Raw genomic sequence first — 13516 nt, 5'->3', positions numbered from 1 at the left:
CGATATCCTAAATACGGAATTGATCGGACTTCCCTCCTTCCGCTAGCGTAACCAGTGAGGAGAGGGAGGACCGCGATGACCGAGGAGGGTCTTGCCGGGCCGCCGGCGGTGCCGGAGGTGAATAGCGTCACGTTCGCCGACCTGCGCGCCTGCCTTGCGGCGGGCTGGCGGGACTTCACCCGTGCGCCCCTCTATGGCCTGTTCTTCGCCGCTGTCTATGTTGCCGGCGGCTGGCTGATCCTGTGGGCGGTCACGGCCAAGGGCCAAATCTGGTGGACGCTGCCCGCCTCAGCCGGTTTCCCGATCCTGATGCCCTTCCTCGCCTGCGGGCTTTACGAGGTCAGCCGGCGGCTGGAGGCGGGCGAGCCGCTCGACTGGAAGGGCGTCCTTGGCGTGATCTTCCGCCAGAAGGACCGCCAGATCCCGTCGATGGCGGCGGTGATCGTGGTGTTCTTCCTGTTCTGGAACTTCCTTGCGCACATGATCTTTGCCCTGTTCATGGGGCTGAGCGTGATGACAAATGTCACCTCGTCCTTCGAGGTGTTCCTGACGCCGAACGGACTGATGTTCCTGGGCGTCGGCACGCTGGTCGGCGCTGTCTTTGCCACGCTTCTGTTCTCGCTGACCGTAGTCAGCCTGCCGCTGCTTCTGGACCGCGAGGTCGACTTCGTCACTGCCATGCTGACGAGCCTGGCCTGCGTGCGCGAAAATCCGGTGGTGCTGCTCGGCTGGGGGATCATCATCTCGGTGCTGCTGTTCCTTGGGATGCTGCCGGGGTTCCTTGGCCTGTTCATTGTCCTGCCGGTGCTGGGTCATGCGACATGGCACCTTTATCGAAAGGCATTGAGCTAGATTGATGCACCCGCTTGCGGTCGGGATGAGAGGGGTCGCGGACGGGCGGAAACTCAAAGGGAGACGAGATGACCACAACAACCATGACTGATGCGCCTTCTCCCGCCGAACCGGTGGTGCGCAAGCTCAGCATCGCCGATATCGATGCGGCGCTTGCAGCGGGCGGACGCGATTTCCGCAGGGCGCCGTTCTACGGCCTGTTCTTCAGTTCGGTCTACGTGCTGGCGGGCATCGCGCTTTGGGTGGTTTTCACGCTGAAGGGGCAGGTCTGGTGGATCATTCCCTTCGCCGGGGGATTCCCGCTGGTCGCGCCCTTCGCCGCCGTTGGGCTTTACGAGGTCAGCCGGCGGCTGGAGAAGGGCGAGCCCCTGCGCTTCGGCTCGATCCTCGGGGTCATCTGGAAGCAGCGGCAAGGACAGCTGCCCTTCATGATCGTGGTGATCTTCTTCGTGTTCATGGCGTGGATCCTGCTGGCCTACGGCCTTTTTGCAGCCTTCTTCGGTACCATGACCATGGGCAACCTGTCCGAACCTCTGGACTTCATCGCATCCCTGCGCGGCATCGCGATGTTTGCCGTGGGCAGCATGCTGGGCGGCCTGCTGGCCGGGCTCCTGTTCGCGCTGACCGTCATCAGCATGCCGATGCTGCTGGAGCGCGACGTGGATTTCGTCACCGCCATGCGCACGAGCGTCGCCGTCTGCCTGGCCAATCCCCGGGTGATGGCAAGCTGGGCGGGGCTGATCGCAAGCTTCCTGATGGTTGCGATGGTGCCGGCCTTCCTCGGCCTCTTCATTGCGCTGCCGGTGCTGGGCCATGCGAGCTGGCACCTGTATCGCCGGGCGCTTGACTGACCATCGGGCAGTGAAAAAGGCGGCGCAGGGAGGCGCCGCCTTTCGATTTTCGGATCGAGCCGCGATCAGGCGCGACACAAGGATCGCCAGCGCGAAGCAGTCGTGAGAATACGCATCGTCTGTCCCCCTTTACGATGAGCGACAGAGCGCTGGCGGGGGGCGGTGCAACTTGCGTGTCGGCCGGACAAAGGTTTGATGACGGTGTTTGTTTCCCGCGAGGTGGCCGGAAATGACGAGGGGCGCCTCGGCCGGCGCCCCTCGCGAAACCTCGATCGGTGCGGCAGGCGGATCAGACGGCGTCTGGCTTGGCCACTGCCGGCGCTGCCGGTGTCGGCGCGGCGAGGGCCGGGCGACCGCTTTGCAGCGGATCGTCCTGACGCTGGACCGAACCCTCGAAATGCGCACCGCTTTCGATGGCGATGGTCTTGTGGATGATGTCGCCTTCGACGCGCGCCGTCGAGGTCAGGCGCACTTTCAGGCCACGGACGCGGCCAATCACCCGGCCATTAACGACGATATCGTCAGCCACGATCTCGCCGCGTATGGTGGCGCTTTCGCCGACCGTCAGCAGATGGGCGCGGATGTCGCCTTCGACCGTGCCTTCGATCTGGATGTCGCCCGTGGTCTTGAGATTGCCGACGACCGTCAGGTCGGACGACAGCACAGACGCACCGGGTTTGGCCTTGCTGGCAGAAGACGTAAAATCCATCGAGCTTTTCGCTGCAGTCTCAGGCGCCTTGGGGCGCTCCGGTTCGGAACCAGACTTCGGGCCGGGTTCGTTGATTCGGCTTTTAGAAAACATTTCGCGCTGCCTTTAGGAACGTCATCGGGTTCTTGGCGGTCCCATCGACCCGGACTTCGTAGTGGAGATGCGTGCCGGTGGACCGGCCCGTACTGCCCATATCACCGATCCGGTCGCCACGCGATACCTTGTCGCCGACGTTCACGCGAATTCGCGCCAGATGGCCATACCGGGTCTCCAATCCGAAGTCGTGACGGATGCGCAACAATTGGCCATAGCCGCTTTCCCAGCCGGCAAAGACGACCGTTCCTTCTGCGGTCGCATAGATGGGCGATCCATAGGCGCCGGCAAGATCCACACCCTCGTGGCGGCGCAGACCGCGACCGAGGGGGTCATTGCGGCCTCCGAAGCCCGACGTGAAGCGGAAACTGGTCTTGAGCGGCATGGCGACGGGGATCTTGCCCGAAGCGATGCGATACATGTTCATCCGGTCAAGCGATGAAAGGATGCCGTTGGCGCGCGCCTCCTCGGTCGAGCCGAGTCCGGACGGGTCGCTCTTGGTCGACAGCGAGATCGGGGTCAGCGGTCCGCCCTGGCCCGAATAGCCGCGGCGCACCTGCGCCAGGACTGAGTCCGGGTTCAGACCCACCGACTTGAACATCTTGTCCAGCGGTTCCATCGAAACGGTCACCGCCTGTTCGAGCTGATCGAAGATCGCATCGTTGCGCTCTTCCATGAGCCGCAGGTCAAGCTCGGATGCGGCAGCCTGCTCCTGCGCTTCGGCCGTCGCGATGGCCATCTGATCGCGCTCGGTTGCCGTATCGGCGAGGGCGCTCGACAGAACGGCCAGCGTCGCCTGCATGTCCTGGTGGCGGCTGTCGTCGGTCTGCACAGATCCGCTTTCCGACTGAAGCTGGGCCGAGACTTCCACCAGCTGGCTCCGGGCCTCGTCGCGTTCCTTGATCGTACGGCGCAGGGTCTTCTGGATCACGTCGATCCCTGTTTCCAGCTCGCGCCGGCGATCTTCCGAAGCCAGAAGCCGCGCCTGCATCTGCGAGACCTGGTCGAGCGCAAGGTTGAAGCGCGTCTGCGCGCTTTGTGCTTCGGCGGAACGGGCGTCGCGGTCGTTTGACATCGCGACAAGCCGATCCTCGAACATCTGGTTTGCCAGCCGGACCTGCTCACGCGCTGTTCCGGCAGAGATCATGCCCAGAAACAGGACTGCAGAAGCGATGATGGCCCAGGCCACGAACAGCCCGGAACCGACAAGCGCGACAAGCTGCGTCGCAGGTCGCAGCCTGATGTAGCGCGTCTCTGTATCCGATTTCAGGAAGAGCCGCTGTTCTGGCAGCCAGCGCTCGAGCACAGAATTGATTTTATGCGAGAGTTGCCCCGTCACGTCCCCGTTCCGTCCAGTGTCCCCAAGGTAGGAAGGCGTAGGCCGCCCTTATGCGGACGCGACATTCCCCAAGCGCCCGGATGATCGTGGGCTAGCAGAGGCAGTGCGGAAGCCGCAATGATTTTGCGCAGGTGATGCCGAAAAGCTGCGCATCCGGAGCCGAAATAGGCGATTTCCTGCCGATGCCTTAGCGTAAGAGGCTCATCTGCATTTGTCTTCTCGCTTGCCAAGTCGCGATCAGCTGTCTGCCGACTCTTCCGCGAGCGGCCAGTAGAAGTCTGGCGGCAGTCCGGCTTCTGCGCGCTTCTCCTCGTTGAAGGGCGGCTTCAAGGCGCCGTGGAAATACCTGCGAACCAGCGCGTAGAAGGCGTCTTTCGGGTCCATGTCATGGCGCCCGCACAGGAAGTTGAACCATTTGGAGCCATAGGCGACATGGCCAACTTCCTCGGCATAGATGACTTCCATCGCCTCGACCGCGCCCGTCTCGCCGGCCTTGCGGAAGACCTCGATCATCCCCGGCGTCACATCGAGCCCGCGGGCTTCAAGCACCATGGGCACGACGGCGAGCCGGCCTGGCAGGTCATCGACGGTATCTTCTGCTGCCCGCCACATCCCGGCATGGGCAGGAAGGGCGCCGTAATGGCTGCCCATGGCCTCAAGACAGTCGCAGATGAGGTTGAAATGCTTGGCTTCTTCGTCGGCAGCCCTGACCCAGTCATCATAGAAGCCAAGCGGCATCGGCACATCGGTGAAGCGGGCGACGATATCCCAGTGCAGATCGACCGCGTTCAACTCGATATGGGCGACCGCATGCAGAAGCGCGATGCGTCCGGCGGGCGTGCCCGGCCGGCGCCGCGGGACATCGCGGGGCGGCAGCAATTCGGGCCGTTCCGGCCGGGCCGGGCGCAGCGGCGGCTCTGACTTGCCGATCGGCAGGGGTGCCCCCGCTGCCCGCGCGGCGGACCAGGCGGCGGCATGGCGACGTCCGAGCGCCGTCTTGGCGCGGCCGTCGGCGGTGGTCAGCACCTCCACCGCCATTTCGGCAAGCGACAGCGTCACAGGGCCTTGACCACAGCCAGCACTTCGTCGGCATGGCCCTTCACGCTGACCTTCGGCCAGACGCGGGCAATCTTGCCGGCCCCGTCGATCAGGAAGGTCGTGCGTTCGATTCCCATGTAGGTTTTGCCGTACATGCTTTTCTCGACCCAGACGCCGTAATCCTCGCAGGTGGTGCCGCCTTCGTCCGAGGCCAGAACGATCTGCAATCCGTGCTTCTTGCAGAACTTGTCATGCGCCTTGACGCTGTCTTTCGAGATGCCGATCACCGTAGCCCCCGCCGCCTGGAAATCGGCAAGGCGGGCCGTAAAGTCCTGCGCCTCGAGCGTGCAGCCGGGCGTGTCGTCCTTGGGATAGAAGTAAAGCACCACCTTGCCGGGTTTCAGGTCCGAAAGGGTGATGCTCGCGCCGCCGTCGCGCGGAAGGGTGAAGTCGGGCGCAATGTCGCCGATTGCAGGCATGGAAGGCTCCCTGTGTCGAAGAGGTTACAACCTTTTGTGTTTTAGTTGCCGCCGGGCAAAGATAAAGGCAAGTCCGGCTATCGACCGACGGTTGCGGGGCATCGGGCGGGGCAAAGGGTCCGGGGAGCGGAAAGATACGGGACGAAGAGGAAAAGCCGGTCAGCACCCGACCCCGGCGGCTGCTGTCGCATCGCCGCCATAGCGGCGTGCGCTGGACGCTTGCTGCGGTCTTTCTTGGGATGATCGCCTTCTTCGCCGTCCTCGGCCTGACTGGCCGGCCGCTGCATGTTCCCGTCTGGGTCGTCGCAGAGGTTGAAAGTCGCGTCAACAAGGCCTTGGAGAGGGGGCTCGCGCCGGGTGTGCGGGTCGCCATCGGCGGTGTCATCCTGCGGGTGGATCGCGACTGGAAACCGCGCCTTGCACTCGATGACTTGCGCCTGCTGACGCTGGAGGGCAAGACCATCGCCAATCTGCCCGAGGCGCAGGTCACCTTCGATGCCGGAGCCCTGCTGTCGGGTGAACTCAGGCCCAACCGGCTTCGCATCGTCGGCGCACAGATGACGCTGGTGCGGCTAGAGGATGGACGTCTCGACCTTGCTTTCGGCACAGACACGGCCGGCGCGCCGGCAGGAACGCTGGCCGAGATCCTTGACCAGACCGAAGCCGCCTTTCAGGCCCCGATCCTGAGCCGGATCGACATGATTGAAGCCGATGGTCTGAGCCTGACGCTGGACGACCGCCGGGCGCGGCGAGTCTGGCAGGTTGGCGATGGACGCATCTCGCTTAAGAACCGCGCAGAGGAACTTGCGCTTCAGGTCTCGCTCGGTTTGGTCGGCGGAGCGACCGATCCCGCCCGTGCCGACCTGACCATCGTCAGCGTCAAGCCATCGCACGCGGCGCGTCTGACCGCCAGCGTGACCGACGTCGCCGCGGCCGACATCGCCGCGCAAAGCAACGCGCTGGCCTGGCTTGGGGTTCTAGACGCGCCGATCTCGGGCGGCATCCAGGTCAATATCGATGATCAGGGCGCGATGTCGGTGATCGACGCCTCGCTCGACATTGCCGAGGGTGCGCTGCATCCCTCGCCGGCGGCCAAGCCGGTGCCGTTCAACCGGGCGGGTCTTAAGGTGCATCTCGATGTGCCGTCCGAGACCTTCACCTTCTCGGACCTCACGATCGACAGCCAGACGCTGCGGATGAAGTCCTCAGGCGTCAGCCGTCTGCCGGGGCTCGCACGCGGGCTTCCGACGAGCTACGTCTCGCAGGTTTCTTTCAGTGACCTCCAGCTTGATCCCGAAGGCCTGTTCCAGGCGCCGGTTCGCTTTTCCGCCGGGCAGGCCGATTTCCGGCTGACGCTCGATCCCTTCACGGTGCAGATCGGGCAGTTTGCCCTCCAGGAGGGCGATACGCGCCTTGTCTCGCGCGGCAGGGTCACCGCAGGCCCGGAAGGCTGGGCCGTTGCGGCCGATCTCGGGCTGAACCAGATCAGCGCAGACAAGGTGATGGGACTTTGGCCGCTCTCCCTCACGCCCAAGACACGAGACTGGGTAAAGGCCAACCTGCAGGAAGGCACCCTGTTCAACGTCCGCGCCGGGCTGCGGCTGGTACCGCAAGTAGAGCCGGTCCTGACCTTCGATTACGAGTTCGCCGGCGCAGAAGTGCGTTTCATGCGGACCATGCCCCCGATCCGTGATGGCTACGGATATTCCTCGATCAGGGGGAAGACCTATACGACAGTGCTTGAACGGGGTGCCGTCGAGCCACCCCAAGGGGGCCCGGTCGATATGGCGGGTTCAGTGTTCAAGGTGCTCGACATCACGCAAAAGCCCGCCACGGCCCAGGTCACGATCAAGGCCGACAGCAGCGTGACGGCCGCCCTGTCGATCCTTGACGAACCACCGTTCCAGTTCCTGTCAAAGGCCGGTCAGCCCGTCGATCTGGCGGAGGGGCGAGCCCAGGTCGACGCGATTCTGACCTTTCCGCTTAAGCCGAAGATCGAGATGCCCGATGTGGATTTCCGGGTTGAGGGCAGGATGACCAGCGTCCGGTCGGATCGACTGGTCGAGGGGCATGTCCTGACAGCCGAGGCGTTGCAGGTCAGGGCAAACCGCCAGGGCCTGACGATTTCGGGGCCGGGTCATATGGGCGAGGCGCCGTTCGATGGCCAATGGCATATGGACTTCGCCCCCGCGAAGAAGGGCACGAGCCAGGTTACCGGGACGGTCCAGCTTTCAGACGCCGCCCTGCGAGAATTCGGCGTGACGTTGCCAGAGGGCATGGTGACCGGGCAAGGGCCAGCCGACATGCAGATCGATCTGGTGAAAGGCGAGGGCGGCCGGTTCCGCATCGCGTCAGAGCTTGCCGGCATCGGTCTCAGCCTGCCGGCGATCGGGCTCGACAAGGCCGTTGGCGCGCGTGCCCAGCTTGAAGTCGAGGGGCAGATCGCCAAGCCCGCTGGTGTTGACCGTCTGGTGCTGAAGTCCGGGCCGGTTCAGGCGGAAGGCTCGGTCACCACACGCCCCGAGGGCGGCCTTGACCTCGCGCGGTTCACCAAGGTCACCAGCGGCGACTGGCTCAACATCAGCGTCGATCTGCGGGGACAGGGCGTTGGCAAACCGGTCGCAATCTCCGTCACCGGCGGCACGGTCGATCTGCGGAAGGTTCCCGACATGGCGTCGGGCTCGGGAGAGGGGAGTCCCGATCTTGCTGTGCGGCTGGATCGGATCACCGCGACAGAAAGCCTGACGCTGACCGATTTCTCAGGGAACATAAACGGGCGCGGCGGGCTGAACGGCGACTTCAGCGCCCGGCTGAACGGCAAGGCACCGGTGAAGGGTGAGATCGCGCCGACCTCCAAGGGGTCCGCGCTCCGTCTGCGGTCGGACGATGCGGGGGCGGTCATTGCTGCTGCCGGCATCTTCGAAAAGGCGCGCGGCGGAACGCTGGATCTGACCCTGACCCCGACGGGCGGAAAGGCCGCGTATCGTGGGGTCGCCGACTTCCGAAACGTGCAGATCACCGAAGCGCCGGTGCTCGCGGCGCTGCTTAACGCGGTCAGCGTCGTTGGCCTGCTTGAGCAGTTGCGCGCGTCGGGCCTGTTCTTCAGTTCCGGACAGGCCGAATTCCAGACATCGCCTGCCGGGGTGGAGATCCTGCAGAGTTCGGCCATCGGCGCCTCGCTTGGTGTCTCGCTGTCTGGGCGTTTCGACGCGGAGGCGCACACGATCGATCTGGTCGGGGTCGTCTCGCCGATCTATATGCTCAATGGCATCGGCAGCATCTTGACCCGCCCGGGCGAGGGGCTGTTCGGCTTCAATTACACTGTCCGGGGATCGACAAGCGCCCCCCGGGTTTCCGTCAACCCGCTTTCGATCCTGACCCCCGGTATGTTCCGCGAGATTTTCCGCGCCCCGCCACCAAAGGCCGGTGGCTGAGGATGCAGCTCTCAGATTTCGATTTCGACCTGCCTGAAAGGCTGATCGCGACGCGCCCCGCACGCCCCCGCACCTCGGCAAGGTTGCTTGTCGCGCGCGGCGACCGGATCGAGGGCCGCCGCGTCTCGGACCTGATCGAAGAGTTCCGCCCCGGCGACCGGCTGATCCTGAACAACACCAAGGTCATTCCGGCACGCCTGACGGGAACGCGGCGGCGGATGACGGGGCAGGGCGAGGTCGAGGCGAGGGTCGAGGTGACGCTGCTTGAACCCGCGGTCGAGGGCTGGAGGGCGCTTGCCAAGCCGATGCGCAAGCTCGCCACAGGCGAGGTGATCCGCTTTTCCGAACAACTGTCCGCGGAGGTCGCGGAAAAGACCGACACGGAACTTCGTCTGGTGTTCAATCTTTCCGGCGATGATTTCGACGCAGCCCTGGCCGAGGCGGGGGCAATGCCGCTTCCGCCCTACATCGCCGCCAAGCGCGCGCCGGATGCCCAGGACAAGGACGACTACCAGACCGTCTTCGCCCGACATTCAGGGGCCGTGGCGGCGCCGACCGCCTCGCTCCACTTTGACGAGGCGCTGCTCAGGTCTCTGGCCGAGATGGGCGTGACCTTCACCGAGGTTACGCTGCATGTCGGCGCCGGGACCTTCCTGCCGGTCAAGGTCGAGGACGTGACCACCCACCGCATGCATGCCGAATGGGGCGAGGTCACTGCCAAAGCCGCGGCAGAGATCAACGCCACCCGCGCGGCGGGCGGGCGGATCATTCCCGTCGGCACCACCGCGCTGCGGCTCATCGAAAGTGCGGCCGATCCCGCGGGCACAGTCCGCGCGTTCAGCGGCACGACCGACATCTTCATCTATCCTGGCTATCGCTTCCGGGTCACCGATGCCCTCATGACCAATTTCCACCTGCCGAAGTCGACCCTGCTGATGCTCGTCTCCGCGCTGATGGGGCAAGAGCGTATCCGCCGGATCTACGGCCATGCCGTGGCCGAGGGCTACCGGTTCTTTTCCTACGGCGATGCATCGCTCCTGATCCCGGAGCCAAGATGACGCGCCTTCTTGCCTCCCCGTCGCTTGCAGAACAGAAGCGCGGCGCGGGCCAATTAGTGCTAGACTTCATCCATCCTGGGAGACCGAAGTGCTGAAGGTTCTCGCCTCTTCCTGGCCGCTGCTGGCTGGCATGATGTTCCTCATGGTCGGCAATGGCATGCAGGGCTCGCTCCTCGGCATCCGCGGCACGGGGGCGGGGTTCTCGACATACCAGATCTCCTACGTGATGTCGGCCTACTTCCTGGGCTTCCTGCTAGGGTCAAGGCTTGCCCCGGTCATGATCCGCCAGGTCGGCCACGTCCGCGTCTTCGCGGCCCTCGCCTCGATCATCTCGGCGGTTCTGGTGCTCTACCCGGTCATCGAGGACTGGATGGCCTGGTCGGTGATGCGGGCGCTGATCGGCTTTTCGTTTGCCGGCGTCTACATCACCGCCGAAAGCTGGCTGAACAACACCGCCACGAACGAGACGCGCGGCCAGGCGATGTCGCTTTACATGATTGTCCAGATGATCGGGATCATCGCCAGCCAGGCACTCTTGAACCTGCCAGACCCGTCGGGCTTTGTCCTGTTCATCCTGCCGTCGGTGCTGGTTTCCCTGTCCTTCCTGCCGATCCTTCTGGCAGCTACCCCGGCGCCGATCTTTGACTCGATCAAGCCCTTGCCCTTCCGCCGCCTGTTCCGCATCTCGCCGCTTGGCTGCATGGGGATGCTGCTGACCGGAAGCATCTTCTCGGCCATGTTTGGCATGGCGGCGGTTTGGGGGGCACAAAAGGGTTACAGCGTTCAGCAAATCACCATGTTCGTCGCCTCGCTCTATGTCGGGGGCCTGGTGTTCCAATATCCGATCGGCTGGGCCTCGGACCGGATCGACCGGCGCAAGCTGATCCTCGGCGTCTCGGCTTTCGGCGGTTTCGCCATGGTGCTGACCTTCCTCTTCGAGATGCCCTTCGCGGCCTATCTCGTCTCCGGGGTCATCCTCGGCGGCATGATCAACCCGCTCTACTCGCTGCTCATCGCCTACACGAACGACTTTCTCGGCAAGGAGGAGATGCCGGCGGCCAGTGCGGGGATGATCTTCCTCAACGGGCTTGGCGCGATCGGCGGCCCGGTTGCGGCAGGCTGGCTGATGAACCAGCTTGGCCCTGAGGGGCTGTTCCTGTTCCTCGGCGTTCTGTTCCTTGCCCTGGCCGCCTATGCCGGCTGGCGTATGACCCGCCGTGCAACGCCGGCCCGCGGAACGGGCTTTGCGCCCGTGGTTCCGTCTGCCTCGGTGACGGCGGTGGATGCCGTAGTCGACAAGCGCCCCGAAAAGACGGCGGCCTGAGACCGGGCGGGATCTGTCGCAAGAACGCTCCCAAAGGCCTTGGAAGTCTTTGGTTCCCGCTTCTGCCATCGGCCCCAGACAGGACCGTTGCGGGCCGCGTCGTGACCTGTCAGGGTGCAACTAGAGACGTGGCATGGAGGAGGGGTCATGGCCGATCCGGTGGACGTGCTCGACTTCTGGCTGGGCGAGATCGGCGAGGACGGCTGGTATTCCGGCAGCGAGGAGATCGACTCTTCCTGCCGGGACGGGTTCCTCGACCTATGGCAGGCCGCGCATGATGGCGGCCTCGAGCATTGGGTCGACGGCACTGTCGGTTCGCTCGCCTACCTCATCCTGACTGACCAGTTGCCGCGCAACATCCATCGCGGGTCGGCGCTTGCCTTTGCCACTGACGCGAAGGCCCGCGACGCAGCACGGAAGGCGGTCGCATCCGACTGGGATCTGGGCGCGCCGGAACCCGAGCGGCAGTTCTTTTACCTTCCGTTCGAGCATAGCGAGGATCTGGCGGATCAGGATTTCGGAGTCGCGCTCATGCGGGAACGCCTGCCCGAAACCGGTGCCGAGAATGTCCTCCATGCCATCGCCCATCGCGAGATCATCGCCCGCTTCGGGCGGTTTCCATTTCGCAACGTCGCGCTCGGGCGGGAGTCGACGGCTGCCGAGCAGGAATTCATGGATGCCGGCGGCTATCCCGCCTTTGTGAAGAGGCTACGGGACGAAGCCATGCACTGACCGCAACGAGGTGCGGCGGCCCTTGTATTGCTGGGGTCATAAAAATAGTTTAATGGCAAACTACTTTTCCAGAGGAGGGGAACCGTGGCTGCCAAATCCTTCGACGTCATCGTGATCGGCGCTGGTCCGGGCGGCTATGTCGCCGCGATCCGTGCCGCGCAACTGGGCAAGACCGTCGCCATCGTAGAGCGCGAGCATCTGGGCGGAATTTGCCTGAACTGGGGCTGCATCCCGACCAAGGCGCTGCTCCGCTCGGCCGAGGTCTTCCACCTGATGCACCGCGCCAAGGAATTCGGGCTCAAGGCCGAGGGGATCGGCTATGACCTGAACGCCGTGGTCGCGCGGTCGCGCGGGGTGGCCAAGCAGCTGTCCTCGGGCATCGGCCATCTGATGAAGAAGAACAAGATCACCGTTTTCATGGGCACTGCCGTCCTTGCCGGAAAAGGTGCCGTGAAGGTCACGACCGACAAGGGGGTCGAGGAACTGACCGCCCCCGCGATTATCCTCGCCTCCGGCGCCCGCGCGCGCGAGCTTCCGGGGCTTGAGGCAGATGGCGATCTGGTCTGGACCTACAAGCACGCCCTTCAACCCAAGCGCATGCCGAAGAAGCTGCTCGTCATCGGTTCGGGCGCCATCGGCATCGAATTCGCGAGCTTCTTCCACACGCTTGGCGCCGACACGACCGTGGTCGAGGTCATGGACCGCATCCTGCCGGTCGAGGATGCCGAGATCAGCGCCTTCGCCAAGAAGTCCTTCGTCAAGCAGGGCATGAAGATCATGGAGAAGGCGGCGGTCAAGAAGCTCGACCGCAAGCCGGGCGTGGGGGTCACCGCGCATATCGAGGTCGGCGGCAAGATCGAGACGCAGGATTTCGACACCGTGATCTCCGCCGTGGGCATCGTCGGCAACGTCGAGAACCTTGGCCTCGAGGCGCTTGGCGTGAAGATCGACCGCACCCATGTCGTGACCGACGAATACTGCCGTACTGGCGTTGAAGGGCTCTATGCCATCGGCGACATCGCCGGCGCACCCTGGCTTGCCCACAAGGCCAGCCATGAAGGCGTCATGGTGGCCGAACTGATCGCAGGCGGCCATCCGCATCCGATCAAGCCGAACTCGATCGCCGGCTGCACCTATTGCCACCCGCAGGTCGCGAGCGTCGGCCTGACCGAGGAAAAGGCCAAGGCGGCGGGCTACACGCTGAAGGTCGGCCACTTCCCATTCATCGGCAACGGCAAGGCCATCGCGCTTGGTGAACCCGAGGGGATGATCAAGACCGTCTTCGATGCCAAGACGGGCGAATTGCTCGGCGCCCACATGATCGGCGCCGAAGTGACCGAGCTGATCCAGGGCTATGTTGTCGGCCGCACACTGGAGACCACCGAAGCCGAGCTGATGGAGACGGTCTTCCCGCATCCGACGCTCAGCGAGATGATGCACGAGGCGGTGCTCGACGCTTACGGTCGCGCGCTTCACATCTGACGAATCGTGGCGGTGGAATCGCAAGGGGGCAGGGCGGTCGTCCTGCCCCTTTTGCTTGTGGACTTGCGTCAGGTGGCAACAATCCCGCAGCCGCCTGCCCAGTGTTTCCGCTATTTGCCGACGGG

11 protein-coding genes are annotated in these 13516 nt (G+C 64.3%); 7 read left to right on the top strand and 4 right to left on the bottom strand.

What is annotated here, in order from left to right; genetic code table 11:
• Positions 1-75: 75 nt before the first annotated feature.
• Together L0V05_RS15265 and L0V05_RS15260 are read left to right on the top strand one after the other, a co-directional pair.
• Positions 76-852, top strand: coding sequence for a DUF2189 domain-containing protein (locus L0V05_RS15265; protein ID WP_234871906.1), 777 nt, complete (start codon positions 76-78; stop codon positions 850-852).
• 68 nt (positions 853-920) lie between these two features.
• Entirely contained in the window at positions 921-1703 is a 783-nt protein-coding gene (locus L0V05_RS15260; protein ID WP_234871904.1) for a DUF2189 domain-containing protein, read from the top strand.
• Between the two features lie 289 nt (positions 1704-1992).
• On the opposite strand, the gene L0V05_RS15255 is transcribed toward L0V05_RS15260, so the two are convergent.
• The 4 genes from L0V05_RS15255 to bcp form a co-directional block, all read right to left on the bottom strand.
• The gene (locus tag L0V05_RS15255; RefSeq protein WP_234871902.1) at positions 1993-2505 is read right to left on the bottom strand and encodes a bactofilin family protein; all 513 of its coding nucleotides are present in this window, start codon (positions 2503-2505) and stop codon (positions 1993-1995) included.
• Positions 2495-3844, bottom strand: a complete 1350-nt coding sequence (locus tag L0V05_RS15250) for a DUF5930 domain-containing protein (RefSeq protein ID WP_234871901.1) — start codon at positions 3842-3844, stop codon at positions 2495-2497. The genes L0V05_RS15255 and L0V05_RS15250 overlap by 11 nt, the downstream gene beginning before the upstream one ends.
• A gap of 237 nt (positions 3845-4081) precedes the next feature.
• Positions 4082-4882, bottom strand: coding sequence for a ferritin-like domain-containing protein (locus L0V05_RS15245; RefSeq protein ID WP_234872225.1), 801 nt, complete (start codon positions 4880-4882; stop codon positions 4082-4084).
• A 17-nt stretch (positions 4883-4899) separates the two neighbouring features.
• Positions 4900-5361, bottom strand: coding sequence for a thioredoxin-dependent thiol peroxidase (gene bcp, locus L0V05_RS15240; protein WP_234871899.1), 462 nt, complete (start codon positions 5359-5361; stop codon positions 4900-4902).
• A 206-nt stretch (positions 5362-5567) separates the two neighbouring features.
• Here bcp and L0V05_RS15235 point away from each other — a divergent pair, with 206 nt between their 5' ends.
• The 5 genes from L0V05_RS15235 (at position 5568) to lpdA (ending at position 13391) form a co-directional block, all read left to right on the top strand.
• On the top strand, positions 5568-8795 hold the full coding sequence (locus L0V05_RS15235) for a YhdP family protein (protein ID WP_234871898.1): 3228 nt from the start codon (positions 5568-5570) through the stop codon (positions 8793-8795).
• Positions 8796-8797: 2 nt separating this feature from the next.
• Entirely contained in the window at positions 8798-9853 is a 1056-nt protein-coding gene (gene queA / locus L0V05_RS15230; RefSeq protein WP_234871896.1) for a tRNA preQ1(34) S-adenosylmethionine ribosyltransferase-isomerase QueA, read from the top strand.
• 88 nt (positions 9854-9941) lie between these two features.
• Positions 9942-11177 carry an MFS transporter gene (locus tag L0V05_RS15225; protein ID WP_234871894.1) on the top strand — a complete coding sequence of 412 codons (1236 nt, stop codon included), beginning with the start codon at positions 9942-9944 and terminating at the stop codon, positions 11175-11177.
• 147 nt (positions 11178-11324) lie between these two features.
• Positions 11325-11909 (top strand): DUF924 family protein, encoded by a 585-nt coding sequence (locus L0V05_RS15220; RefSeq protein ID WP_234871892.1) that lies wholly within the window; start codon positions 11325-11327, stop codon positions 11907-11909.
• 84 nt (positions 11910-11993) lie between these two features.
• On the top strand, positions 11994-13391 hold the full coding sequence (gene lpdA / locus L0V05_RS15215) for a dihydrolipoyl dehydrogenase (RefSeq protein WP_234871890.1): 1398 nt from the start codon (positions 11994-11996) through the stop codon (positions 13389-13391).
• Positions 13392-13516: the final 125 nt, after the last annotated feature.

Source organism: Alitabrizicola rongguiensis (assembly GCF_021491355.1).
Taxonomy (GTDB): domain Bacteria; phylum Pseudomonadota; class Alphaproteobacteria; order Rhodobacterales; family Rhodobacteraceae; genus Aliitabrizicola; species Aliitabrizicola rongguiensis.
Note: the sequence above shows the minus strand (reverse complement) of the source record. Positions and strands in the feature narration are given on the sequence as shown.